This is a genomic window from Streptomyces katrae (assembly GCF_002028425.1).
In the GTDB taxonomy this organism is placed as follows: Bacteria; Actinomycetota; Actinomycetes; order Streptomycetales; family Streptomycetaceae; genus Streptomyces; species Streptomyces katrae_A.
Genome location: NZ_CP020042.1, coordinates 22,087 through 47,247 on the forward strand (window position 1 = coordinate 22,087; position 25,161 = coordinate 47,247).

Below are 25,161 nucleotides of genomic sequence, written 5' to 3' on the forward strand. Positions count from 1 at the left end.
AGCTTTGCGTTCGGCCGACGGGGTGCGCCCTGGCGAAGAGGCACACATGGACGAGATCGGCCGGTACGAGCAGTACGTGGGCGGGCACCCGGATGTGGAACGGCTCTGTTTCGAGCGGCTTGCCCGTGACCTCATGCGGGTCCAGCTCAAGTCCAGGAAACGCAGTGGTGCCGCCGACATCGCGCGGACGTTCCACGCCAAGGGGATCCTCGGCGCGGAGAACGCGCGCCTGCGGTTCAGCGACGACCTGCCGCCGGATATGCGGACCGGCTTCGCGAGCCCCGGCACCGAGTATCCCGCCACCGTACGGCTCTCGAACGCGAACGGCTCCCGCCAGCCCGACCACGCCCCCGATCTGCGCGGGGCGGCACTGCGCATCGCGGCCGGGCCGGACGAGGCCCACGACCTGCTCATGACGAGCCATCCGGTCTCGCACGCACGCGACGCGCGCGAGTTCGTCGAGTTCGCGAAGGCGATGGCGGGCGCCGACTCCACGCCACGCAAGGCCTTCGCGCTGTTCGTCACGCTGCCGCTCGCGGTCGGCTGGTCCGCCGCCGCACGCATGCGCCACAACGTGCGTGCGGGCACCCGCCACACCGTGCGCAGCCTGGCTCTGGAGACGTACTGGAGCCGCGGCGCCATCCTGTGGGGCGACGCCGGACCGGTCCGGTACCAGCTGCGCCCGGCCGGGGACGCGCCGCCGGCCCCGGACCCCTCCCCCGGTGACCCCGACCATCTGCACCACGAACTCGCGGAGCGGCTGAAGAAGGCGGACGTCGTCTTCGAGCTGTACGTCCAGCGCTACGTCGACGCCCGCCGCACACCCGTCGAGGACGGCACGGCCGAATGGAAGGAGCAGGACACCCCGCCCGTCCGCGTGGCCACACTCACCATCCCGCGCCAGGACATCGACTCCGCCGAGGCCCGGGCCGCTGCCGCACGGGTCGAGCAGCTCGCCTTCAACCCCTGGAACACCACGGAGGCGTTCCGGCCCCTCGGGAACCTCAACCGCGCCCGCAAGGTCGCCTACGAGGCCAGCAGCGCCCACCGCCTGGGCCAGCGGTTCGCCAATGTCCAGCCCCGGCGCAATGACGTACTGGGCGTGCCGTTGCGCGGCGCCTTCCGCGGCCTCAACCGGTTCGTCCCCTGGCACCGGCTGCCCGTACCCCTCGGCCTGCTGAACCTCGTCGCCCTGCGGCAGCAGCTGCGGCGGTCCAACCTGATCGACACCGACCTGCACGAGGCTCCGCCCAGGACGCAGCCCGTGCCGGCGGCCATCGACGAGAGCATGCGGGTCGCGCGGAGCTACGACGGCACCTACAACGACCTGTCCGCGCCGAAAATGGGCGCCATCGGGGCCGCCTTCGGCCGCAACCTTCCCCCGGTCTACCGGCCGGAGCTGTTCGACGTGCCCAACCCGGTCACGGTCAGCAGGGAGCTGCTGCACCGCGACGCCTTCATCCCGGCGCGTTCGCTCAACATCCTGGCCGCCGCCTGGATCCAGTTCCAGGTCCACGACTGGGTCAACCACAAGCGCTACCCGACCGGTACGAAGACCGTCGAGGTACCGCTCCCGCCCGATGTCACGTGGAGGAACACACCGGGCGGACCGACCGAGAAGGTGATGCGCTTCGCCGAGAACGAGGGGCTGCACCCGGCCGACGGCAAGGGGCCGCCCACGCTCTTCGCCAACGCGGCGTCCCACTGGTGGGACGGATCCGAGGTCTACGGTGGCGACAGGGAGACCGGCATGTCGCTGCGCGAACCGGACGGCGGCGCCACCCTGCGGCTGGACGACGGTCACCTTCCGGTCGGGCCGAACGGCCTCCCGCTCACCGGGTTCGCGGAAAGCTGGTGGTACGGCCTCAGCGCGATGCAGACCCTCTTCGCCCGGGAGCACAACGTCGTGTGCGAGGCGTTGCGGCAGGAATACCCGCGCCTGGACGAGGAACGCGTCTACCAGACGGCGCGGCTGGTCGTCTCGGCACTCATCGCGAAGATCCACACCGTGGAATGGACTCCCGCGATCCTCGCCACCGAAGTGATCGACATCGGGTTGAAGACCAACTGGCAGGGTCCGCCGCGCAAATGGCTCGACCAGTTGGGCCTGTGGCTCTTCGAATCGCATGCGCTGACCGGCATCCCCGAAACCTTGCCGGACCACCATGGCGCTCCGTACTCCCTCACCGAGGACTTCGTCACCGTCTACCGCATGCACCCGCTGCTCCCCGACGACTTCGAGATCGTGGACCACCGTCTCGGCCGGCGTCTGGACACCCTCGGGTTCAACGACGTCCAGGGCTCCGCCACGGAAGCGCTGATGCGCAAGACCGGTCTGGCCAACTCGTTGTACTCGCTCGGCACGGCCCATCCAGGCGCGATCACCCTGCACAACTATCCGCGGGCCCTCCAGGCGTTCGAGCGGGACGGCGAGATCATCGACCTGTCCGTGGTCGACCTGGTGCGGACCCGGCGCCGCGGGGTTCCCCGGTACAACGATTTCCGAGTCGGCCTGCACAAGCCGCGCCTGCGGCGGTTCGAAGACCTGTCCTCCGATGCGGAGACGGTCGCCCGCCTGAAGGAGATCTACCGCGAGGTCGATCACATCGACACCATGGTGGGACTCTTCGCCGAGAACCCGCCGCACGGCTTCGGCTTCAGCGACACGGCCTTCCGCATCTTCATCCTGATGGCGACGCGACGCCTCCAGAGCGATCGCTTCCTCACCGTCGACTTCAGGCCGGAGGTGTACACGCCCCTGGGCATGGACTGGATCGAGCGCAACGGCATGACCAGCGTGGTGCTGCGGCACTGCCCCGAACTGGCGGGCTCCCTGCCGCGCACGGCGAGCGCTTTCGCGCCCTGGCGTGTGGCTCCCGCGAACGGCGCCGGGGGAGGTCGCGGATGAGCGGGCCGGGAGGTGTCCGGGAATCAGCCCCGAGCCCGTGGCGGTGAGGGCCACCGCCGTGTCACCCGCCCCGGCGTGGCACCGGTTGCGCCGGGAGCGCGCCTTCGACGGCGGCGCGGTGCGCACCCACGTCCTCTACCTCACCCGGCAGGCCGACGCGCAGTGGCGCCAGGGGCACCACGAGCAGGCGTGCGGAACAGCGCACCAGGCCCTCGACCTCATCGACCGGATCAGCTCCCAGCGGACCGCAGGCCCGCTCAAGGACCTCGTCGCCACCATGGACTCCCACCGGAACCTGGCAGCCGTACGTGACCTGCGCGAACGGATCACCGCCGGCTGACGCGGCTCGGGGAACCCGGCCGAATCAGACGATGGGGGGTCTGCTGGCGCGCGTCAGCCGCCAAACCGTGCGCCACGACATCGGCCGCCGCTCCCCCGCCCCGCCACGCAGCCCCTCGGCGAACCCCTTCGCAAGCACGTTCAGGTTGCCGGAGGCCCGGAACCGCCAGAGGCAGATCAGGCCCCAGGCAGTCAGGTAGACGGGGATGAGGGGGGCGGGCAGACGCCGGAGCGCGACCCAGACCCGGTTGCGGGCCACCATCCGGTAGAACGGCCCGTGCCGGGCCGGGTTCGTCGCCGGGTGATGCACCTCGATGTCCCCGGCGTACCAGCCGATCCGCCCCAGGTCCCAGAGCCGCCAGGACAGGTCCACGCCCTCGTGGAAGAGGAAAAAGTGCCCGGGCCAGCCGCCCACAGCCTCGAAGTCCGCCCGGCGGACCAGGACGATGCCCTCCGCCATGACAGTGACAACTCCCGAGCGGCGGGCATCCCCCGAGCGGAGCCTGGGTACCCAGCGTCCCAGGGTCAGGCCGGTGATCGGGTCGGCGATGCGGGGCTGCACGTAGGCGGCCTGCGGGTGTCGGTCGAACTCGGCGATCAGCCGAGCGAGGATCTGCGGGTCCGGCAGGATCGCGTCGTTGTCGAAGAACAGCACGAACTCGGCCCCGCCGCCGTCGGCCAAGGCCCCAGCGCCGACGTTACGGCCCTGTGGGATACCCGTGTTCTCCGCCAGCACCACCGTGCCCACGCCGTCAGGAACGTAGTCCGGTTCCACCCCATTGCCGACGATGACGACCCGAAGATCCACCCCCTGTTGGCCCAGCACCGACGCCATCGCCGTACGGAATTCCGCATCCCGGTCGTTCATCGTGAGCACGACCACGTCGACGCTGCGCTTGGTTTCCGTGCTCACCTGAACCTGTCCTTCGCTGGCTGGTCCCGCCGCAGCACCGCTATGGGCAAGCCGACCGCTCCATGGGGCCGCGCTCCAACGACCACAGCTCCGCGCAGCGTACTCCCCGAACCCAACGTGGCATGCAATCGGCCGAGTTCGGTAAATCTGCCGAAGAGTTCGAATCAATCACGCCTCGCGCCATCCGGTGGTGGAGGCCCGCTCGGCGGGCCTCCACCTGCACGACCCTCACCAGACGATCTGAACGACCGCGCGTTGCGGTCGGGCGGCCACGCACTGCGAATACGCCTCACGGCGCCTGCGGCCCGGCCTGCCCAGAACAGCGCTGGCACACGCAGAGCCGCTGCTCTGCCGTCGGGGGACGCGTACTGGCGCTCTGACTGGCCCGAACGGAAAGCCGATCGATGGATTTCGGTAGGCGGACCGCAGGGTGTCCGGCCCACCGGGGAAGGGGTCCCACCGTGCCCGACGACGGAGGAGGCCGACATGCCAAGTACCAGTAGATCGGACGGGGGCCCCTGGGGCCGGTTCACCCTGGCGGTGCTCCTTCCCTCCTGGCGGCCCTGGTAGCGATGCCGCCGACGGCCGCCACCAACGGGAACGTGTGGACCACACCGCCTTCCCTACCCGCACCCCAGGCCGCTCTGGCCTCGGCGGCCGCGCCCTGCCCTCCGGGGCAGTCCGGCACCTGCGTCTACGCACTCGGCGGTGTTGGCGCGACACCTGGCGCCGTGGGCACCGTGATGTCCTACAACCGGCTCACCAACGCCTGGTCGAAGCTCCCGTCACTCCCCACCTCCCGGTCCGCCTTGACCGCGGCATCCGCGCCCTGCCCTTCAGGCCGAGCCGGCACCTGCGTCTACGCCATCGGCGGGTACAACGGCAGCGTCCTGGCCACGGTGGAGTCGTACAACCCCGCCACCATCGCCTGGAGCCCTGTCGCCTCGATGACCACCTCACACATGGACCTGTCGTCGGCGGCTGCCCCCTGCCCGCGAGGGCAGACCGGTACCTGCGTCTATGCCGTCGGCGGTAGCGTGAGTGGCGGCGTGACAGCATCGGTGGAGTCGTTCAACCCGGTTACGAATGCCTGGACGACACTGCCATCGATGCCCACGCCCCGCAGCGGTCTGGCAGCCGCAAGCGCCGCGTGCCCGCCGGGCGAGACCGGCACCTGTGTTTACGCTGTGGGCGACTTCGGTGCCGGGGGCGCCGCCGTCGGCACGCTGGAAGCCCTGGACCCACCTGCGACCCTCGACTGACCGCGGCTCGCGGGGGCACGCGGGTGCTCGTGTGCCGGCCGGGGTGACCTCCGGAGCAATACGGCCGGCTTTCTCAACGGGGAGACGCCACGGGGCCGCCCCGGTCCTGGCGACGACGGCCGTGACCTCCTGGCGGCCCCAGCAGACGACCGCATCCTCTCCGTCGTGGCGACGGCGGGAGGCGAGCGGCAGGTCGTCCTGCCGAATCTGACCGGTTCGGACGTCGACCAGGCGCAGGCGGCTCTTTCCGCTGGCCTGGACGCTCGCGACTGGCGAACACGTCGGGCCGGTGCCGCCGGCACGAGGCGGGCAGCAGCACGCCCGTGGCGGTGCCGAGCCCCAGGGGCGGCAGTAGCCCGGCGAGGCGCGAGGCTCACCCGGACCACTGTGGCGCCGCGGCGCCTGACGAGGCCGAAGTGCAGCTCCATGCCGGTGACGCAGACGAGGAGCAGCACGCCCAGTTGCCCGAGGGAGACGGCGGGGAGCAGGAGGAGCGCCAGCTGGAGGAGGCACACCAACAGCGCGTGGTGGTCGATGGCCGGAACGGGGGCGCCGGTCGTCATCCCACGTACGTGAGGGCGGCCGTCCGCCGTCGGCTTCCCGCGGACCCGCGGTTCGTCAGGAGTCACAGAAGTCCGGGTACCGGAACGCGGGTCAGGCGTGGTCGGCGGGCAGATCGGATCGCTGCTGTGCGAGGTCGGTGACGCTGTCCGGGTCCACCACCATCGTGTACCGGAACCTTTCGGGAGCCCTCTCCTCGGTCAGCATGTGATTGTCCGCGAAGCCCCAACTGCCGCCTGTGTAGATGCCCTTGATCCTGCCGTCCACCGTCCCGACGGCGTCGAAGGGGCCGCCCTTCCAGCGGAAGGTCCAGTGGGTCCGGTACCAGGCGTCCAACTGCTCCGGGGCGGCCAGGAACTGCCCGGAGCCCGAGTCCCGGGGATCGGCGACAAGACCCTCAGGCCGGTCGGGCCCAGTGGTCAGTGCGACGAGGCCCGCGGCATCTGCCTCGCCGGCAGCCGGATACGTCCGGCCCTGGTAGACGGCGTAGGCCTTGGGGCTGAAATGGTCAACCTCGGCCAGACGCCTCATCAGAGCGTGCAGAGGCTGGAGCAGATCCTCGCGGTGCTCCTCCAGCTCGGCTACCTCGTCGCGCGGGAAGACGCCGCGGTAGCGGATGCCCCGGCGCCTGAGGTGCTCCTTGGCGAACTGCCCGTGGGAGCCGAGGTAGTCGCCCGTGAGCGTGGCGGGCGTGGCGGCGGCGCACTCGAAGGGCTCGTCGTGCCAGCGGAACGTCCAGCGCACGGCGTACCAGGCTTCGAGGCGCTCCGGCGGAGCCGGGTATCCCACCGAGCCGTTGGCGGCCTCGCGCGGGGTGAGCCCTTCGGGTGCGGGGTGGCCGGGTTCGGGCAGCAGCTCGACATACGGCCACAGACCCGCGGCGGCGCGGGCCCGGTAAGGCCAGCCGCGGAAGACGGCGACCTCGCCCTTGACCGGGACGAGGTGGCCCGCAACGTCAGTCATGGTATTTCCACAGTCTTTTCGTTCTTGTCGAAGAAGCCGACCGCTTCTTCGACGCCGTCGGTGTGCATACGCCAGATCTCCGAACCGCAGCGGCCCTACGCCGACAGCTGGGGGCCTGCCCCAACTCACGGCATGCTCGTGAGCGGCCAGGGGTTCGGGGCATTGCGACGGACCGCCGCGCGTATGTGAACCATGGCCTCGATGGCGCTCATGTCGGTCTTTCCCTCGGTGTGCCGGACATGGTCCTTGCAGAACCACACGGCGTTCTCCGGATGGCCCTCATGCGCAAGCGGCGGGGCGATCGCGCGGACTCCACTTCGCCGGCCGGAACATGATCATCACCCTACGTGCCCGATGGGCCGCAGAGGAGACCCCACCCCGCCGCGCATGCCGGCGGAGGAAGAGCCGGCCGCGGTGAATCCGCCCGCTTGGCTACCCGATCACAACACCCTATTATCGTCGGGACGACGATAATAGGGTGTTGGACATGCCGTCCAGCGTCGCGACCACGTGCTGCGCTCGGACGGAAGCAGCAACGACCCACCATCGCCCTTCGGGAGGCACGTATGACCTCGGCCAGTGACCCAGCGGATAACGCCGCCCATGAAGAGTTGGCGCGGCAGGCGGTGAGCGCGCTGGTGAGGATCGCTTCGGACACCGACCACTGGAAGCAAGATCTCCACTACTACCTCACCTGCGCCCTCGCCGGCGCCACTTCGGGCCACGCCGAGTACCACTACATGGACTGGCTGGACGCATGGCGCAAGCGGTGGATCGCCGCGCGTGAGGCAGCCGACCGGGACGCGGAGACAGCCGAAGAGGCCGCCCTCCACGAGAAGATGCTGACCGCGCTTCGTTTCCATGCCCGTACGGAGCGGGCGCTGCGGAAGCTGGTGCGCCAGTGGACGCGGGCGGACCGCCAGGCGCTCACGGCTTGCGACATCAGGGAGGCCCTGGGCCTGGGCGAGGAGTTCCGGGACTGGACCGAGGCGCTGGAGAACGTGCAGGGCACCGTCCTGGTTCCTGAGATACCCGAGGACGACGAACTGATCGCCTTGATGGAGGAACTGGGAATCCCCCGGGAAGACCACGCCGACATCGCGGCCGCCGCCGAGGCCCTGACCGCCGTCGGCTCGCCGTGGCTGTGGCTGCTGGAGCGGACGCTCGCGCTGCTCCGGTCCCGGATGGGCCGCAGCTTCAACATGCCCGTCGCTCCGGTCATGCCCGACCACGGCCTCGAAGGCTGGTGGTTCTACACCGTGGTCTTCCTGGCCGCGGCCCCTTCCGTGCGGGTCTTCCACCTTGTCAACAAGGTACCGAAGGAGATCTCGGCGGCGAGTCTGGGGATCCTCGGCGAGAAGATCTCCCTCTACCGGACGGGGTCCGGGTACGGCGGACTGGTCCAGCACGACTTCGTGGCGGCCGTCTTCTGCGGGCGTGTCTACCGGCTGGAACAACTCGATTGCGTGGCGTGGAACGAGCGGGTGGAGGTGTTGGTCCCCCACACGGCGCAGCCGCTGACGACCGTGCCGGACCAGGCCTGGGCGGACCGCGTCCACGCGTTCCTGCGCCGCCTTCCGCAGGAGTACGGGGAGGGCGTCCAGTGGGACCTGGGGTCGTTCACCGTCAAGGTCGGGGGCTGGCTGCTCGACCACGCCCTGGACGAGTACCTGCCCGAGGACCACGAACTGCGCCAGTTCACCGCCGCACTCGCCCCCTCCACCCGCACCCCCGACCCCTACCCCGTCCAGGAACCGAACGCGCTGACCGCAGGCGACCGCGATGCGATCAAACACGCCTTCGGACGCTACGTGTACGACCTGGCCGACGCGTTGTCCCTCACCCCGCAGACCGACGTCCAGCACGCCGTGATCGCCCACCTCCAAGCCGGCCGCCATTGGAGCCTGCCCGCGGCCGGGCACCGGATCCACTCGGAGGCGCGCGCGAAGACCGTCGGCACGCCGGCTGTACGGCCCTCCAGGGAGATCCCCGTGGTCGATTGGCGCGACCAGCCCACAGCGGAGGCGGCATGGCAGGCCTACCTGAACGGGAACGAAATCCGTCAGGATGCTTACGGGATCTTCTCCCCGCAACACCTGATGAGGTGTCAACGCGATACCGCTCTGAAGATTCTCCGGAGCGAGGGCTACGACATCCCGTGGCCCCCGCAACCCGCCAAGACGCGGGACACCTGGCTGGGCGACTGGGGCGGAGCATGGATGCCGGCCGATGTGCTCGCGGCCCTTCACACCGTGCCGGAGGACGCCGCACAACGCGCGTGGTATCAGGGAGCGAAGGAAGCCCTGGACATCGCATGGGATATGCACCTCCTTTGGACCACCGATGTGTTCTGACCGGCCCCGCACTCCCTACATGACCACCGTGGCGGGCCGTCGACGGTCACCGGAACTGGATCGGGGGGAGTGGCCGCCAGGCCGACGTCCCGCAGATCAAGGCGCCCAACGCCGTGGGGCCGGCGCCGAAGCACGCGGTGTCGGACACCGTCGTCGCGTCGAGACCCGCTGCACCGCGGCGTGAGCCGCCTGCCCCGGTCGCAATGGCCCGACAAGCCGGCTTCTCACCGCGCAGGGCAAATCTTGAGCCGGTTGCCTGGAAAACGGGCGCGGCCGGTTCTGAGGGGCCCCAACGCGGAGACGCGCTGGGGCTACCCGACGAGCTGTTCTTCTCCACCCTGACCCGACGTCTACTACGCCGCGGCCAGTTCGCCTCCCGTGACGAACTGGCCGCGGCCATCGACACCTTCGTCTTGGCCTACGACGAACACGACGCCAAGCCCTACCGCTGGACCTACGACGGCAGCCCACTCAAAGCCGCATGAACCCCCGAAGGATCAACGCGGCGCTGCGCTAGCGCTGGAAGAGTACTTCCGGATTGTTCGGCGAGGGGCCGTCCAGCAGCGGACTGTGGATCCCCTTCAGCGTCTGGTCGAAGAACGCCGTCACGTACTCGCGGGTGATCACCAGCCCGCGTTCCGGGGAGAGGCCCTGCGTCGGGAACCCGGCCTGCTTCTTGAGCAGGTCCAGGTCGCTGAAGTTGAAGTGGTCGGCGTCGGTGACCGTCAGCCACTCCTTGTAGCCGCCGAGGGCGGCCCATGCCCGCTCCCACGTGGTGTCGTGGCCGCCGGCCGAGTGGTTTTCGGCCGTGCCCAGCATGAGGAACGGCCGGTTGATCTGGCCGGGCATCGGGGTCGGGTGGAAGGTGCCGTCCATGTTCACTCCGGCCCGTACTCGCGGGTCGGCGATCAACGTGGCGGCGGCCGACGCTCCGCCGAGGGAGTGTCCGGCCATGCCGATCTGGTGCTTGTCGATGAGGTGTGCCAGGCGCCACGCGGTATTGCCGTGCGTCAACTGGTCGATCACTAAGGACACGTCCGTCGCGCGGCTGGCGACCACCGAGTCGAAGTTGAGCGCCGGGTTGTCGCAGATCACGCACGACGACGTCTGGCCGTTCGCCAGCGTCTCGCCGCTGTCCTCGTTGGTGTGGCCGACGAGCGCGACGACGTAGCCGTGGCTGGCCAGGTCGGTCGCGAGCGCGGTGAGCGTCATGCGCGGGTTCTCGTGCGCGGCTGAGAGGACCACCAGCGGATACTTGCCCCTCTGCGGCCGCGCGCCGTCGAAGGCGTGGGTGGTGACGCTGGAAAGGGTCTGCGGGGTGACGCCGGAGCTCGCCGGCGTCTTCTGGCGCTGGAGGATTCCGGCTGCCTCGCCGAGGGTCATGTAAGGGGCCGGAGTCCCGGTCCCGGGGACGGCCGGGTAGATCATCGTGACGGTCAGTTGGCGGGGGCCGGATGACGGCACCCACGGGTCGGGACGGTTCGCGTCGGTGAGGTGGATGACCTCCTTGCCGGCGGCGTAGGGGCCGGTCGGCGCGGGGAGGGTGCCTTGGAAGGACCGTGTGGGCGCGGTGGCCGTGGCCGGTGCGGTGTCGAACGGGTGCGTGGCCACCGGTGTGGCCGACGGTGCGGTCGTGGCGGCGAACCCGGCGCCGGTTCCGGTGACGAGGGCGGCGAGCGCCAGCGCCGCGACAGCGCTGATACGGCGATTGCGTTTCATGGGAGCGACGCTAGGTTCCGCAGCTCCTCCGTCGCGTCGGCCGGTGGATGTCACCGTTCCCCAGGCCGTCGGCCCGGGGATGTACCCCGCGTACATCCCCGGGGCGACGCGCGGAGCCGACACCGCTGAATACGATCTCCGTATGGAAGAGCTTCTCCAGCGTCTCTCGACATCGAAGCGCGTGACCTGGCTGACGGACCGGGCCGTGGTACTGGCCACCGCCTGCTTCTACGCGCTGATGCTCTGCTGGTCGATCCGTCGTGGTCCCGGCCTGTTCCGGTTTCCCGGCCTCGGGCCCTTCCAGATGATGGGTCTGTGCGTCGTGCTCGCCCTTCCGGTTCTGCTGATGCGCCGTCTGCCGGCGGCGGTCTTCGCGGCGATCCTGGGCGAATCGGTCCTCGGCCACCTCTTCGGCGTGCGGCCCTTGATCGTGTTCGTCCTGCTCGTCTTCCTGGGCGGGCACCTCGCCGTCCGGCGGCCGAAGGCTGCCGCCGTCGGCTCCATCGCGGCCGTCGCGGCCGCGTTCGTCGAGAACATCCACGTCTACCCCGGGGAGACCGTCAGCGACGCGGCCCAGTGGGCCGGGCAGTTCGCGTTGTGGTTCGCGGTCGCGTGGGTCTTCGGAGGGGTGCATCGCAAACGCCGTGAATACCTCGGAGCCTTGCACGAGCAGAGGGCGGCCCGCGCCGTCATGGCCGAGCGGCTGCGGATCGCCCGCGAACTGCACGACAGCGTCGCGCACAGCATCGGGATCATCACGGTGCTGTCGGGAGCGGCGGCTCGGGTCGTGGAGACCAAGCCCGAGCAGACGCGGCAGGCGCTGACCGGCATCGAAACCACCAGCCGGGAGACGCTGCTCGGGCTCCAGCGCATGCTCGGAGCGCTACGCCGCGCCGAGCCGGACGACGCCATGCCGGGGGCCGCTCCGCTGGCGCCGGCCGGCAGCCTGGCGGATATCCCGCGGCTCGCCGAACGCACGGCCGACGCCGGGGTGCGGGTCCACGTGGCCTGGCGGGGCGAGCGGCGTCCGCTGCCGCCGGAGATCGAGCTGTCGGCGTTCCGGATCGTCCAGGAGTCGGTGACGAACGTGGTGCGGCATTCCGGTGCGCGGACGTGCCGGGTCGCGGTCGGATACGAGCCGACAGGAGTGACGATCGAGGTGGTGGACGACGGGGACGACGGTCCCGGCACGCCCGGCCGTCCGAGGCCCTCGGCAACGGCCGGCGGGAGCGGCTTCGGCCTGCTCGGCATGCGCGAGCGGGTGACGTTGCTGTCCGGCCAGTTCAGCGCCGGCCGGCGTCCGGAGGGCGGATTCCGGGTGGCTGCGAGGCTCCCGGCATGAGCGTGCGAGTACTGCTGGTCGACGACCAGCCGCTGATGCTGGTCGGGCTCGGGATCCTGATCGGCGACACCGCCGACCTGCAGGTGGTCGGGGAGGCCGGCGACGGCGTCGAGGCTGTGCGCCTGGTGCGCGAGCTGCGGCCGGACGTCGTGGTGATGGACATCCGGATGCCGGGCATGGACGGGATCGAGGCGACCCGGCAGGCGACCGCCGAGCCGGACCCGCCCAAGGTGCTGGTGCTGACGACCTTCGACGACGACGAGTACGTCTACGGCGCACTGCGCGCCGGCGCCAGCGGATTCCTGCTCAAGAGCATGGCCCTGGACGCGATCCTGGACGCGATCCGCGTGGTGGCGGCCGGCGACGCGTTGCTCGCGCCGAGCGTCACCCGACGGCTGATCGCCGACTTCGCCGGAACCTCCGCCACCCGCGCGGCCCCCGCACCGGCCACCGAGCCCGCCGCGGACTCAAGTCTCGTCGCTGGGATCACCGACCGGGAGCGCGAGGTGCTGGCACTGGTCGGACAGGGACTGTCGAACGGTGAGATAGCCGAGCGGTTGGTGATCAGCGCGGCGACGGCGAAGACCCATGTCGCGCGTCTGTTCGCCAAGCTCGAGGCCCGGGACCGCGTCCACCTGGCGATCATCGCCTACGAGAACGGACTCACACCGGGTAGACGGTAGGGCAGGGTGAGAAGGAGCAATGGTCAAGACCTGTGCACGAGATGACGTGCGAGCAGGCTGCAGCCCCCACCGAGTTCGATCCGATGCTGACGGTCGTGCAGGTACCGGGTGTGAGCAGTGAGGACGAGATGGTCGCCTGCTTCTTGGGCGGCGAGCTGTCCAGCCAGAGGTTCGGCCAGAACCTCCGGTCCCATCTGGCGGTAGCCGGTCAGGCAGAGCAGTCGCTGACGCATCCGGACCTCTCCGACGCTGGAGCGGACTTCGCACGTCGCGCTCTGCTTGCTGCGACGCGCGGATACGGCGAGAACCGCGACCTGTTCGAGAACTTCCCCGCTCACGTCACGTGGACCCGGACACTCCTGTCCGCCGACGAGGCGGCCGGCGTGCGTTACCTCGACTAGGGCCTGTGTGATGTTGTGATCAGTCGGCGGTCTTCAGGAGGTCGTCGATCCAGATCATTGTGGCGCGGAGGTGGAGGCCGGCGAGGTAGCTCTGGGGCGCCTTGTCGTAGCGGGTGGCGATGCCTCGCCAGGCCTTCAGCTTGTTGATCAGGCGTTCGACGGTGTTCCGCTCTTTGTAGAGGCCGGCGTCGTGGCTGACGGGCCGGCCGCCCCTTGCGCCCTTCTTCTTCCGGTTGGCGGCCTGGTCCTTCTTCTCCGGGATGACTGCCTTGATGTTGCGTTTGCGCAGGTAGGTGCGGTTGCCGCGGGATGAGTAGGCCTTGTCCGCGGCGACCGCGCCGGGTCTGGTGCGGGGGCGGCCGACGGGCAGCCGGACCCGCACCTTGCCCAGCACAGGGATGAACTGAGGGCTGTCGGCGGCCTGTCCGACGGTCAGGACGAACGCGAGCGGACGGCATTGCCGGTCCGCGGCGAGATGAATCTTGGTCGTCAGTCCACCGCGGGACCTGCCGAGCAGGGCTTCCTTCATGCGGAGCTTGCGTCTGAGCCGGACGCGCCGGCGCTCGGCCTGTCCGTTCTGTTCCTCCGGTCCGCCCCTTTTTTCCGGGCCTCCTCCTGCTCGCGCGCAGCCTCTTCCAGGGCCTCCATGAGGTCCTCGCCGATACGCATCCCGGCGGCGTCGTGGTGGGCGCGGACCGTGGTGGAGTCCACGCTGACCAGCGACAAGTCCGTTCTCCCGGTGCGGGCCGCTGCGGCGATCAGGCCTTCCAGCAGGGCGGAGAAGACGCCGGCGTCCCGCCAGACGCGGAAGCGCCCGTAGACGGTGGCCCAGGGCCCGAACTCAGCGGGCATCTCCCGCCACTGGGCACTGGACCGGAACCGCCAGATCACCCCTTCGAACTGTTCCCGCAGTCGCTCGGGGTACGGTCCGTACCTGCCGATCGGCAGGTACGGCTCGATGAACTTCCACTGGGCATCGGTCAGTTGCCTACGCGTCACGGCCACAGTCCTACCGGGTTCCGCTCCACGAAGAGGGCAGAACCCAGCAACTGATCACGACATCACACAGGCCCTAGCACAAGGCAGGTCTGCGGGCGTTCGACGTGCCCAACGAACCGTTCGTCGACGCAGCCCATGCGCTCATCAGAGGCGAGCGATTGCCTCCGCTCATCCTCGTCGGAGAGAGGCAGGACAACCCTCTGGCCTCACCGACACCGCCGACCCGCGTGGCCTCGGCCACGGAGCCGGAATCTTCTCGTCCTGCGGGCAGCAGGTCGTGGCGTTCTCGTACTGGTTTCGCTGCTGGTCGGCTTCGGCCCCGCCCCGACGCGCGAGCCGCCGTCCACCGCCGCCCTTGACGCGGCGTTGCGGCGAGCGCTCGCACAGACCGGCGCGCCCGGCGTGGTCCCCGCGGTGCAGACACCCCAGTACACCTGGACGCGCGCGGTCGGGGTGGCGGACACGGCCACGGGCGGGGCGATGACCGAAGCCATGCCCACCCGCATCGCCAGCGTCACTGCTGCTACAGGCCGCCGCCGACGGCCTGCTGTCCCGAACTCGCCCCTGTCAGGCACCCTGCCGGCTTGGCGGCAAGCCGGACGCGCATGCCGTCGTACTCCACGGTTTCGCCCGGCAGGATCAGCAGCCCGGGCTCGCCTTCCTGACACGCCCCGTCGATCCTGCGCACTTGCGCCGCTTGGCCGAGTGCGCCGGCCATGAACACCGTCGGGTCGACCTCCCACCCGTGCTCGGCCAGCCACCCCTCCAAGGCCGCGCAATCCTCCGCCTGCGCCCCGCGCGGCCATATGAACCACTCCGCCATGCCCTTCCCCCCTGCAGCTCGTCGGACCAACCGCCCGATCCTGACACCGCCCACTGACAAACGCCGTTGGATATCAGAGGGGCGCGCGTGGCGGGGAGGGCATCGGGCAGTGGACCCGGAGGGTGAGAGGGGCCGGCTCCTGTCTTTCGAAGACGTGGGGGCGCACCCGAGCCTTCGAATATGATGGTGCGTCGTGTGCTGCACACCACTCGTGGGCCAGCCGCCCTCAGGGGGCTGGGGACGTCGTGCCCGTCGATCACGGGGAGACCGAGCAGCTGCGCGGCCCCGTACAAAACCTGAACGGCACTGGCGCCCGGTCTTGCCGGGGGTGCCGGTGTACCGGCCCGGTTCAGCGCCGCGGTTGTCGGCGGCGACGGGCGTGCCCTCGTTGTGGCAGAAGGCTCAGGCCAGACCGCTATCGTCATCGATCTTCACGCGGCCGGTCTCGTCGGGGCGCATCTCTACGGGAACCTTGTGCAAGAGCATGTCGCGGCATCCGCGCACCGGGTTTGGCCGGCCCCCTTCACCGCCCCCGCCCGGTGCTTCCCAGCCATCTTTCGCAGCCGTCGGGCCTCTGGGAACGGCAGTGGGCGATATCTTCGTCACCCTGGTGGAGGGTGCCAACTGCTGGCGCTCGCCCCTTACTGGGCACGCATCAGGGCTGTGCTGGACTCCGACATCTTCCACCGGGCCCGCACCGTCGCCGAACACGGCGCGGGCCACCTCTTCAACGACCTGCACACCTCGGTGAGCTGGGACGACAACACGCTCACACTGGCCCACCGGAAACAGAACATGCCCCGCCACTCCGGGAGCACCGGCCTGCTGCTGATCCCCTCGGCGTTCACCGGCCCCGCCTTGCGCACCCGGGTGCGACCGCCGGACCCGCCGCAACTCGCCTATCCAGCACGCGGCATCGACACGCTCTGGGAATCCCGACCCGCCACAGAATCCTGCGCCCTCGCCCCGGTCCTCGGCCGCTCACGGACTCTGCTGCTCACCGAACTGGATACCCCGGCCTCCACCACCGAGCTCGCCCACCGCACCGGGCTCTCCCCGGCGGGGGTATCCCAATATCTCACCGCGCTGCGCAACGCGGGCCTGGTCAGCGCCCACCGCGCCGGCCGTTCCGTCCTCTACGCCCGCACCACTGCCGCCGAAGCCCTCCTCGAAGCCGCCTCCGCCTGACGGTCTGATCCCACCATGGGTCGAGTCGGCGGAGTGACGGGATACCTAGGCGACGGGGACCATCTGTCAGGCGACCGCTGGTCTAACTGCCGGCTGCACAAGAAAGATCATCGCCATCAGCGAGGCCCCAGCCGAGACGATCTTCTTCATCGAGAGAGCCCTTGCCGATGAGAGCTCCCTGGATTTTCACACGTTCGGCAGGCAATTCCCAATGCCATCCGTCACGTTCACCCGGAACGACGTCCCGAGATCGCCCATGCCCGTCGCGGGCGTCGGATCCTTCTCCGTCTAGCCGAGTTCACCGCGGCGGAGGGCGTCCCTTAGCTCGCTGAGCTTCGCGGTCGTTGCCGGGGTCCGCTCCTGTGCTTGTTCAGCGAGTCGGAGGGCATCGTCGATCTCGCTGAGCTTCCTGGAGGACAGGACGGCCGCCCGCTCTATCAGGTCGTCCCGGGACACGGTCGTCAGCCACGTGCACGGGGTGAAGCCTGGACGCGGGAACGCGAGCCGCAGCACGCCTTCGAGCGGCAGCCCTTCACCGGCGCCGACCGTCACTTCGATGCCCAGACCGCTGATGTCGAGGCCCGCCGGAGCGACGACCTGCATCACCTGGAACCCGGACGCGTCGTCTCCTGACAGCAGTACGACCAACCTCCGCTCGTCGAACTGGACCCACCAGACTTCGCCACGTTGCACAAGCCCTCCGATACGCTTCACACGGGTCGAATCCCGACGCCGGGCCCGGAAGTTGGTACTCGGCCTGTTGTCGGACCTGCCGCGCAAGAACTGCTGGACCATCGCCGAGTGGGCCGGGGGCAGGACCCCGGACGCCCCGACGGGCGATCAGGTTGGTGTTGGCCCCGGATTTCCGTGGGCCCACTCCGCTGCCCCACGTACGACCCGCCTCCTGCCGATCCGCGACACCGCGGAGAAGCACTCGGCGAAGGCATGGTCGAAACACGAGCCGGTCCGGCCCGCAGAGAGGTCGTTCCCACGGATCAGCTCGGCTGTGGGCTCTTCGAAGCCGCTGGTCCGTCCCGTCCGGGCACCGGAACGCGGTCAGGTGCCCTGGTGGAGTGTAAGGGTCCAGGTGTGGACGGTGTACTCGGTGGGGTGGTCGGGGTGCTGCTCGGTGAGGATCGCGGTGATGCGGTTGCCGCTGCGGCGCAGCGTTCCGATGTGGCGATAGGTCTCGTCGGGGGCGACGGGAAGCAGTTCGGCGAGGACGGTGTCGTCGAGCCGGCGACCGACGGCGCGCAGCACCCCGGCGTCGAGAACCAGGATGGTGCCGTCCTCCAGGACGAGCGGCCTCCGGGTCGTCGGGTCGGCGAGCAGCGGTCCGCGTTCGATGACGCCGCCGGGCAGCAGCCGGACCACCCGGCTGCTGGTCGGGATCCTGCGGTCGGTCTCGACGACGCGGACGCCGGTACCGACGACGTAGTGGCCGTAGCTGCGCCAGGAGTCGACGAGGGCGCCGTCGCGGTCGTACTCCCCGGTGTCGAAGGAGTCGTAACCCTCGAGGCCGAGCAGGAAGCGGCCCCCGCGGACGGCCGCGCCGCGTTCCCCGCGCAGTTCGGCGATCAGGGTGCCGTCGGCCAGGTCGAGCAGGAGGGCCGGGCCGAGGAAGCCCCAGGCGGTGTACTCGAAGGAGTCCGTGGTGACCAGGATCCGGCCGCTGGAGATGTGGGCAGCGTTGGGCATGCCGACGCACCTGTGGGTCCAGCGGGTGCGGCCCGCGGCGTCGACACAGGTGATCTTCTTGGCCTTGCCGTGGATACGCAGGTCGTCCCGCCGGGCGAGCGGCCGCCCTTCGGGACTGTCCTCCTCGTACGGCGGTTTGCCGACCGTACGTTGGTGGTCCACCACGGTGACGCTCCAGTTGACGGACGTCGCCCCCTCGGTGCAGCCGCTCTCCTCGGGCTTCAGCATGACCGCAATGCTAGTGCCGTGCCGTCAGGCAAGGTTCGCCCTGTTGATGACCTGGGGGCGCGATCGAAGACCTGACAGGATCCCCCCATGGAGATCCGCCACATCACTCGGGTCGAGGCCGTCCAGGACGCCGGGCATCTCTTCGATGTGCCCCCTCTGCCGGAGGTGACTGAGAGGTTTCTGACGGACGAGCGCCACCACCTCCTGATCGCCTATGTCGATGGCGCCCCAGCGGGGATGGTCACCGGCGTCGAGATGACACACCCGGACAAGGGGACCGAGATGTTCCTGTACGAGCTGGGCGTGGACGAGTCGTTCCGCGGGCGAGGTGTCGGGCGGGCCCTGACGTCGGCGCTTGCGGACCTGGCGCGCGAACGGGACTGCTACGGCATGTGGGTGATCACAGACGAGGACAACGTGGCGGCACGGGCGACTTACCGTCGCGCCGGAGGCATCCCGGAGGAGAAGCAAGTGGTGCTCGTCTGGACCTTCGACCAGGCGTAGATCCACAGAGTGCGGCAACCTGCCGCACAAGGCAGTTGTGACGCGCGCTTCCCGGATGGCGATGAGGGGAGACGGCTCCCGCGGATCGTCCGCCGGGGCACCGGATCGGTGGGGGCCTGGCGGCTCGTACGCCGCGTTGTGGGGCACGAGCCACGTCTCGCCGTGCTCGTGGCGCAGACGCTTGATGGTGGCTTCGCCGTCGAGCGTGGCGATGAGTCGCCGTGGACGGCGGCACTGCCGGCGGACGGTCACGATGTCACCGTCGCGCATCGCGGCCTCGATCACGCTGTCGCCGGCGACTTGGAACCGCCGGGTTCTCCGATTCTCGGAGGCGTCAGCCCGGTAACACGAACGGGACCGTGCCGATCGCTTTCAGTCCGACGTGGGCTCAAGAGCGGGCCGGACCGTTCCGCGCTTCTGATCCTCAAACATGTCCCTCGCCCGTACACGCTTTGTAGGCGGATACGTCGTCCAGGATCACGTAGATCGGGCGGCGTCCGAGCGGGTGGTGCGGGTGACCTTCAAGAGCCGGCTGAAGACGGCCAAGCCGGACTTCCCGTCGACTGCGGCCGAGTCGCCCATCACCCAGAGGGCCGCAGGGCAAGGCGGGTGAACATTGGGCGATTCTGTGTCCCGCCCAGGCATGGTCGGGGGATAACCGTGAGGAGGATCGGCAGTCGGCAGGGCTGCCTGCGCGAGCGACGGGGGTGCGACATGGCGGTCATCTGCGACTGGAATGTGGATAACCTCTACGGGACCGGTGGCCGCTGCAGGCCCGAGGACGAGGCTGCGTACGCGGCCAACCAGAACGCATCGACCACGGCATCCAGGTCAGCCATGCCCTGCCGGCCCGCGTCGAGCACGCCTCCAGCCTCGCCACCCTCCGCGACCCGTGAAACACGGCCGCCGTATCCGGCGGACCTGCCAAGCGCCGAAGTCCTCCCGGCCGTCCCCCTTGCCGCCCCCGTCGGCACGACCACACCCCGGCCGTGCCGCTTCCACCGCATCCGAAGGATGACCCATGCCGCTGAAAAAATACGGTGTCCTGGCCGCCCGCGCAGTCGACCGGCGCCGGGAGGGATCCAGCGACACGCCGCACTACCAGATCCACCTCACCGACAACGCCGGCACCCACTACCGGGCCGCTGTCAACGTCGAGTCCCAGCAAGCACCCTCGGAGCTGCTGTACCTGGCTGACGACGACTTCCGCCACCCGGTGACCGAACTGCTCCCGCCAGCCGGCAGCGGATGGACGGCTCTGGCATCGCAACCTGGGAAGGCCAGCCTGGACTTCATCCGCGGCAACCTGTTCGATCCCGCCTCGATGCGACTGCTCCCGCCCGACCTCGCGGGCGCCGACAACGACCTGGCCGACCTGCTCGACCACTACGTGCAGCGGGCCATCGCCGACCCCACCGCCACCCTGTACCTCTTCGGGCAACGGTTCGGCCCCGAGGCGAACATCCCCGACAAGGTGTTCGGGTTCCGGCCCGGCAACGGTGTCCACGACATCCACATGAACCAAGGCAACAGCGGAAAGTTCCGCTCCGACAACGGGATCTGGCAGGACGGCGCCCTGCTCGTACACCTACCCGCCGAAAACCGCTGGGTCGCGGTCTTCCTTGCCTTCCAGTCCCAGGCCTGGCACACCGACGACACCACCGGCCACCCCATCGACACGGCCCCGCCCCGCCCCGCGACCGTGAGGAACCCCTGCGGATCATGGCGGCACTGGTCAACCCCACCAGCTCGGCACCCGCAGCCGAAACCGTCACCCTGCTCAACGCCTCCCCCACGCCGGTCAACCTCCAGGGCTGGCACCTCGCCGACCGCAGCCAGCACACCCTCCCGCTCCCCGCCGGCCTGCTGCAGCCCGGCACCACCCTCACCATCACGGGCGGCAACGGATTCCACCTGGACAACCAAGGCGGCACGATCACCCTCCTCAACCCGGATGGCCTCAAGGTCCACGGCGTCGCCTACACCGCGCGACAAGCCGAACGTGAGGGACAGACCATCACCTTCTGAACACCGCCGGCCCATGCTCCGGCGGGCTGTGTGACGGGCCCCCTTCGTGTCCCCGAAATCAGGAACAGGGATCACTCTCCCCCACCGACATCAACACCGACCAGCGGCTGCCGGCCACCCGAACCTGGCCCTTGCCACTGGGCTCTGCGGGTGATTTCCGAAGCCGCACTGGTGAAGATCGCGATGAACGGTGACGTCGCTTCTATTGATCAGAAACTCAAAGGGTTCTCTTCGAGGGTGTAGCGGACGTGCGGGCCGTGGAAGTAGCCGCGGACGATGTGCGGCTGGCGCTGACGGCGGTGGAAGAACCGTCGTGTCTCGCTGGCGAGTTGGGCCTGGGTACGGGCTTTGCTGCTCGCGGGAAGGCTCCGTTTGAGGTCTGCGTTGACGAGCTCGTCGGGGTTGAGTTCGGGCGAATACGACGGCAGGAAGTGCAGCTCGACCTGGTCGGCGTGATCGGCCAGCCAGTCGCGGACCGTGCGGGACCGGTGGGCTGAATGCCGGTCCACCACGAGGTGGATCTTGCGGTCGAAGTGGCCGGCGAGGCGGTCGAGGAACCGGCACATCACGTTCGCGTCGAAGCTCTCGGTGAACACCATGAAGTGCATGCGGCCCTTCGTGCTGATCGCCGACATCGCGTTCACGGAGATCCGGTTCCCGGTCCGCCGGACGATCGGGGTGCGGCCCCGCTCGCCCCAGGTGCGGCCGCTGACCTGGTCGGAGCGGATGCCGACCTGGTCGGCGAAGAGGACCTCGCCGCCCTCCGCCTTCGCCTTCGCGCGGATCGCCGGCCAGGTCTCCTCCAGCCAGACCCGCACCCCCTCCGGGTCCTGCTCGACCGCCCGCTTGTCGGGCCGCTGGAACGACAGCCCCCACCGCTTGAGGTACTTGCCCACCCCCGGCTCGGTCAGCCGCACCCGGTACAACTTCGCGATCAGTACGCCGACCTGGCCACGCGTCCACAGCTGCCCGGATAACCCAAGGTCACAAGGGCGGTGATCGAGTACCGCCTGGCGAAGGGCCGCCTGCTCGGCCTCGGACAGCACCTGATGCTCGCCCACGCGCTTGCCCCGCGGGCGAGCGGTCAGCGCATCACGCCCGCCGGCCAGCCATTTCGCCCACCAGCCGTCCACCGCCTTCAGCGAGACCTTGAACACCGCCGCAACCTCCGCACGGTCGCGGCCCTCCACCAGCGCGGCCACCGCCCGCAGCCGCAACGCTTCCTGCGCCGTCGGCGACAGGTGCCGCGCGTCCCCCACCAGATCACTCACACCACTACAACGACCCAGAACCCCAACCGTTTCGGATCAATAACCTCTTCGGCAGAAGTTCGTTGACGAAGGGTCGAATCGGTGGATGGCTTTCGAGAGCGTCGACGGGCAACCGCCTGGCTTCAGCAAAGCCGCGCCGACGAGGCCGGCGGCATTGGCCTGACAGACGAGGGCACACACGGGCTCTTCGCTGCGTTAGGTGACGTCGATTTTCAGGCGCTGAGCATGGGGAAGGTATATCGCTTCGTGGCGGGGGTCGATCAGCAGGCCCGTCCGCTGAGTGCGCAGGAGCTGGCGGTGCTGGGTGACCCGATGGCCGCGCTGCTGTTGCGCCAGGGCAAGTTCCCGATGACGGTACAGGACCTACTTGCCGAACTTCCCCAGCCGGCGACGACTGCGGACCAGTCCGTCTACCTGATCAGCGAGGCCGGGCAGATTCCACCCGTCGCCGGACTCGATCTGCCGCGTGACATGCGGTTCGCGATCACTCGCGCCACCAGCGGCCGTGAAGTCGACCTGCTGGTGAGTACCGGGGCCAACGGCGACCCGGCAACGACCTTCCTCCAGGTCGCAGCCTGGGATCCGGCTGCGAAGGCCTTCAACTACTACATGCGGATCAGCCCGGTCTGGGTCTGGGCAGGCAACTCGTTGTCCGCCCTCGCCCCCGGTTCCCGCGGGAACGGCTGCTTCGACAGCCACATCAACGGCAGTGTGGTGATGAAGGAACTGAAACTGCCTTGGATCAACTGGCAGTCCCAGGCCGCGACGATCCAGCTCGCCTCCGACGACCCCCTGCGCGGCAACCCGCTGTACCAGCAGGTCATCGGTGCCCAGAACCTTGAACTGACCGTCCGTTCGCTGATCAGTCGCTGGACGGCCTCCCGCCTGGCTGTTGTCACGCAGGACGGCAAGGTGGAGCATCCTGACCAACTGATGCGCCACCTGTTCACCAGCACCGCGGTGAACCTGGCCAGCACGGCAACACAGAGCTCCACGATCACGCCCTCCGGCGGCGATCTGACGCTGCCCACGGGCTTCTGGCTGAACGGCGACGCACTCCTGGACGACCTCATACTGCCCGTCAACGCCTCCCTCCCTGCTGCGCCAGCTGCCCATTACGTCGCCAGTCTGTCCACGTTCGACTTCCGTCTGGAGGAAAAGACCAGCGGCTTTTCCCAGCCCGGCGACACCTTTTTCGCGTTCGTCGTACCCGAGGCGGCCTACGAGGACAACGACGTCGTACGCCAAATGGTGCAACAGGGCATCATTTCCGCCAAGTTCGCCGCTTGCGCGCTCATGGTCGATTTCACCAACCCGATCTTCAGCCCAGACCGGGCGCAGCTCATGGACCACGTTCCCATTACTGCGACGGACACGGCGGGGTTGCAGGACCAGATCGTCCAGGCGATCGTGAAATCCGCCGCGGGACTTCCGCCCGACAGCCCCGAAAGCCGGTTCGCTACTGGCTGGGCCCTTTCCGAAAGTGCCTGGCCCCAAGCTTTCGCCAACCGCATCGACGACTATCTCGGTCACGTCGGCATGCGGATCCGCACGTCCTCCGGCTTCCTCGACTACGTCAAACTGGCCGAGTCCCGCCGCCGCGACTTCAAGGCGATGCGCCTCAACGAGTTCGAGCTGACCCTGCCGACCACCAACATCCCCGCAGACGCGCCCCGCCTCCGAATGAACGATGACGGCACGGTCGTGCCCAGCCCGTGACAGCCGACACCGTCCTCTGATCCCTTGGCCCCGGTCACCTTTCAGCGAAGGAGCCCCTCATGAGCCCGCTCGACTCCTACGGCCCGCCCGGAAGCCTCGACGATCTCGACGAAACCGGACTGAAGGCATGGAACATCTTCATCAGCGAGAACGTCGACCGATCGATCCAGGGCCCCGACCCCACTCAGGTCCTCAACGACAGCCCCCGTAGCCAGTTTTACAACCTGACCAAGACCGACACCGCGGCCGACGTCCAGGAGGCCATCGTCACCTGGACGGCCTTCCCGCGTCTGATCAAAGTCCACTCTCTGAGCGACACTCAGCGATGGAAGCGTGCCGACGCCAGCCGGGACGTTCAGGACGAGTACTGCGAGTGGAGCGTCACCCGCAACGCCGCTGGGAAGATCACCAAGGTCATGTTCACATGCGAGGGCCCTGAGTACTGGCAGCTCCTTGCGCAGTCGGCCCCGGCCAAGGTCCTCGAGCTGTACCAGACGCACATCAGCCCCAACGTCAAGCACGGCGATCTCTTCGGATCCACCGGCACCTACAACGCCCGTAACCAGTGGAATGACTCCACGGCCCATGGCGCCATGCACCTGATCCAGCGCAACAACACCCTCGGCGCCGAAATCGAACTCGCGGCTGCGGCCACCATCGTGCGGGTCATCAACGGCCACGAGCTGGCCGCCGAGCAGGAACTCATCCAGTGCAGCCAGTACGGTGAGCCGGAGCGCAACAGCGACCCGCACATCGGCGGAGCAGTGAACGCCATCGCCCGGCAGAAGGCCGATATCTCCCTCGCCAACCCGGTCGGCCTCTACTTCGACAACCTGGCGACAGACGGCTGGGCCACCCCGGACGGCTCCGACCCCAAGAGCTACTGGATCAGGCAGCGCGGTGACGAATCGCACCCTGTCCGGTTCGTTTACGAGGTGCCCCAGGACAAGGGCTTCACCGTCGGGGACATCACCATCAACGGAAGGCCCATCCAATACGGCGCGCAGATCGCCGACTTCATCACCATCAAGTTGACCGCCGTCGCCTGCCGCTTCGGGCAGAGCACCACCCAGCCGAAGACCGCCTGCGCGCAACTGGCCCCCGCCCCTGTCGAGCCGGCCGCGGTCGCCCGGAACATCAGCGCGATCTCCGGCGGTGGTTACCACGCCGCCTCAGCCCTTACCTCCCACACGCGCCGCCGCTGAGCGGCGCGGAACGCGAGGTCGCGGCCAGATGGAGGAAACCTGTCTGGCTTCAT

General features: G+C 69.1%; 20 protein-coding genes and 4 pseudogenes. 15 read left to right on the forward strand and 9 right to left on the reverse strand.

Annotated elements, in window-relative coordinates:
- Nucleotides 1–46: 46 nt before the first annotated feature.
- Together B4U46_RS00105 and B4U46_RS00110 are read left to right on the forward strand one after the other, a co-directional pair.
- On the forward strand, nt 47–2,908 hold the full coding sequence (locus tag B4U46_RS00105; protein ID WP_079422971.1) for a peroxidase family protein: 2,862 nt from the start codon (nt 47–49) through the stop codon (nt 2,906–2,908).
- Nucleotides 2,909–2,966: 58 nt separating this feature from the next.
- Nucleotides 2,967–3,248, forward strand: a complete 282-nt coding sequence (locus B4U46_RS00110; protein WP_237292421.1) for a hypothetical protein — start codon at nt 2,967–2,969, stop codon at nt 3,246–3,248.
- A gap of 24 nt (nt 3,249–3,272) precedes the next feature.
- Here B4U46_RS00110 and B4U46_RS00115 read toward each other — a convergent pair whose 3' ends face one another.
- Nucleotides 3,273–4,160: a glycosyltransferase family 2 protein gene (locus B4U46_RS00115; protein ID WP_079422973.1), complete on the reverse strand. Its 888-nt coding sequence runs from the start codon at nt 4,158–4,160 to the stop codon at nt 3,273–3,275.
- 572 nt (nt 4,161–4,732) lie between these two features.
- Between B4U46_RS00115 and B4U46_RS00120 the strand changes: the two genes are divergently transcribed.
- Entirely contained in the window at nt 4,733–5,422 is a 690-nt protein-coding gene (locus B4U46_RS00120; RefSeq protein ID WP_079422975.1) for a Kelch repeat-containing protein, read from the forward strand.
- Nucleotides 5,423–6,076: 654 nt separating this feature from the next.
- Here B4U46_RS00120 and B4U46_RS00125 read toward each other — a convergent pair.
- Complete coding sequence (locus B4U46_RS00125) at nt 6,077–6,946, reverse strand: hypothetical protein (protein ID WP_079422977.1); 870 nt, start codon at nt 6,944–6,946, stop codon at nt 6,077–6,079.
- Between the two features lie 638 nt (nt 6,947–7,584).
- Between B4U46_RS00125 and B4U46_RS37105 the strand changes: the two genes are divergently transcribed.
- Entirely contained in the window at nt 7,585–9,300 is a 1,716-nt protein-coding gene (locus B4U46_RS37105) for an acyltransferase domain-containing protein (protein WP_159402037.1), read from the forward strand.
- 137 nt (nt 9,301–9,437) lie between these two features.
- Complete coding sequence (locus B4U46_RS37110) at nt 9,438–9,785, forward strand: hypothetical protein (protein ID WP_123995972.1); 348 nt, start codon at nt 9,438–9,440, stop codon at nt 9,783–9,785.
- Nucleotides 9,786–9,813: 28 nt separating this feature from the next.
- Here B4U46_RS37110 and B4U46_RS00135 read toward each other — a convergent pair whose 3' ends face one another.
- Entirely contained in the window at nt 9,814–11,019 is a 1,206-nt protein-coding gene (locus tag B4U46_RS00135) for an alpha/beta hydrolase family protein (protein ID WP_079422979.1), read from the reverse strand.
- Nucleotides 11,020–11,161: 142 nt separating this feature from the next.
- Between B4U46_RS00135 and B4U46_RS00140 the strand changes: the two genes are divergently transcribed.
- From B4U46_RS00140 to B4U46_RS00150, 3 genes are read left to right on the forward strand one after another with little or no spacing between them, the layout of a single operon-like run.
- Nucleotides 11,162–12,361, forward strand: a complete 1,200-nt coding sequence (locus B4U46_RS00140; protein ID WP_208949803.1) for a sensor histidine kinase — start codon at nt 11,162–11,164, stop codon at nt 12,359–12,361.
- Nucleotides 12,358–13,044, forward strand: coding sequence for a response regulator (locus B4U46_RS00145; RefSeq protein WP_079422983.1), 687 nt, complete (start codon nt 12,358–12,360; stop codon nt 13,042–13,044). Before B4U46_RS00140 ends, B4U46_RS00145 begins: the two co-directional genes overlap by 4 nt.
- 32 nt (nt 13,045–13,076) lie before the next feature.
- Nucleotides 13,077–13,445 (forward strand): hypothetical protein, encoded by a 369-nt coding sequence (locus B4U46_RS00150; RefSeq protein WP_237292422.1) that lies wholly within the window; start codon nt 13,077–13,079, stop codon nt 13,443–13,445.
- A gap of 19 nt (nt 13,446–13,464) precedes the next feature.
- On the opposite strand, the pseudogene B4U46_RS00155 reads toward B4U46_RS00150, so the two are convergent.
- Together B4U46_RS00155 and B4U46_RS00160 are read right to left on the reverse strand one after the other, a co-directional pair.
- Nucleotides 13,465–14,444: pseudogene (locus B4U46_RS00155) on the reverse strand (IS5 family transposase).
- A gap of 523 nt (nt 14,445–14,967) precedes the next feature.
- Complete coding sequence (locus B4U46_RS00160) at nt 14,968–15,267, reverse strand: hypothetical protein (RefSeq protein ID WP_079422985.1); 300 nt, start codon at nt 15,265–15,267, stop codon at nt 14,968–14,970.
- Nucleotides 15,268–15,930: 663 nt separating this feature from the next.
- Between B4U46_RS00160 and B4U46_RS00165 the strand changes: the two genes are divergently transcribed.
- A complete protein-coding gene (locus tag B4U46_RS00165) occupies nt 15,931–16,455 on the forward strand; it encodes a helix-turn-helix domain-containing protein (RefSeq protein ID WP_311736961.1) in 525 nt (174 codons plus the stop codon).
- Between the two features lie 288 nt (nt 16,456–16,743).
- On the opposite strand, the gene B4U46_RS00170 is transcribed toward B4U46_RS00165, so the two are convergent.
- Entirely contained in the window at nt 16,744–17,148 is a 405-nt protein-coding gene (locus B4U46_RS00170; protein WP_079422987.1) for a type II toxin-antitoxin system PemK/MazF family toxin, read from the reverse strand.
- 10 nt (nt 17,149–17,158) lie between these two features.
- Between B4U46_RS00170 and B4U46_RS40480 the strand changes: the two are divergent.
- Nucleotides 17,159–17,281, forward strand: a pseudogene (locus tag B4U46_RS40480) (IS701 family transposase); the annotation flags it as partial.
- Nucleotides 17,282–17,511: 230 nt separating this feature from the next.
- Here the strand turns inward: B4U46_RS40480 and B4U46_RS00175 are convergent.
- Nucleotides 17,512–18,381: a hypothetical protein gene (locus B4U46_RS00175; protein ID WP_079422989.1), complete on the reverse strand. Its 870-nt coding sequence runs from the start codon at nt 18,379–18,381 to the stop codon at nt 17,512–17,514.
- An 87-nt stretch (nt 18,382–18,468) separates the two neighbouring features.
- Here B4U46_RS00175 and B4U46_RS00180 point away from each other — a divergent pair, with 87 nt between their 5' ends.
- Nucleotides 18,469–18,885, forward strand: a complete 417-nt coding sequence (locus B4U46_RS00180; protein WP_079422990.1) for a GNAT family N-acetyltransferase — start codon at nt 18,469–18,471, stop codon at nt 18,883–18,885.
- A 114-nt stretch (nt 18,886–18,999) separates the two neighbouring features.
- Here the strand turns inward: B4U46_RS00180 and B4U46_RS00185 are convergent.
- Nucleotides 19,000–19,188 (reverse strand): annotated as a pseudogene (locus B4U46_RS00185) (LexA family protein); the annotation flags it as partial.
- 718 nt (nt 19,189–19,906) lie between these two features.
- Between B4U46_RS00185 and B4U46_RS38560 the strand changes: the two are divergent.
- Together B4U46_RS38560 and B4U46_RS38565 are read left to right on the forward strand one after the other, a co-directional pair.
- A pseudogene (locus B4U46_RS38560) lies at nt 19,907–20,491 on the forward strand (DUF2278 family protein); the annotation flags it as partial.
- A gap of 116 nt (nt 20,492–20,607) precedes the next feature.
- Nucleotides 20,608–20,913, forward strand: a complete 306-nt coding sequence (locus B4U46_RS38565) for a lamin tail domain-containing protein (RefSeq protein ID WP_237292424.1) — start codon at nt 20,608–20,610, stop codon at nt 20,911–20,913.
- Between the two features lie 209 nt (nt 20,914–21,122).
- Here B4U46_RS38565 and B4U46_RS00195 read toward each other — a convergent pair whose 3' ends face one another.
- On the reverse strand, nt 21,123–22,184 hold the full coding sequence (locus B4U46_RS00195) for an IS630 family transposase (protein ID WP_167747559.1): 1,062 nt from the start codon (nt 22,182–22,184) through the stop codon (nt 21,123–21,125).
- Between the two features lie 81 nt (nt 22,185–22,265).
- On the opposite strand from B4U46_RS00195, the gene B4U46_RS00200 reads away from it, so the two are divergent.
- Nucleotides 22,266–23,903 carry a hypothetical protein gene (locus B4U46_RS00200; protein ID WP_079422992.1) on the forward strand — a complete coding sequence of 546 codons (1,638 nt, stop codon included), beginning with the start codon at nt 22,266–22,268 and terminating at the stop codon, nt 23,901–23,903.
- 59 nt (nt 23,904–23,962) lie between these two features.
- A complete protein-coding gene (locus B4U46_RS00205; RefSeq protein ID WP_079422994.1) occupies nt 23,963–25,108 on the forward strand; it encodes a hypothetical protein in 1,146 nt (381 codons plus the stop codon).
- Nucleotides 25,109–25,161 lie beyond the last annotated feature (53 nt).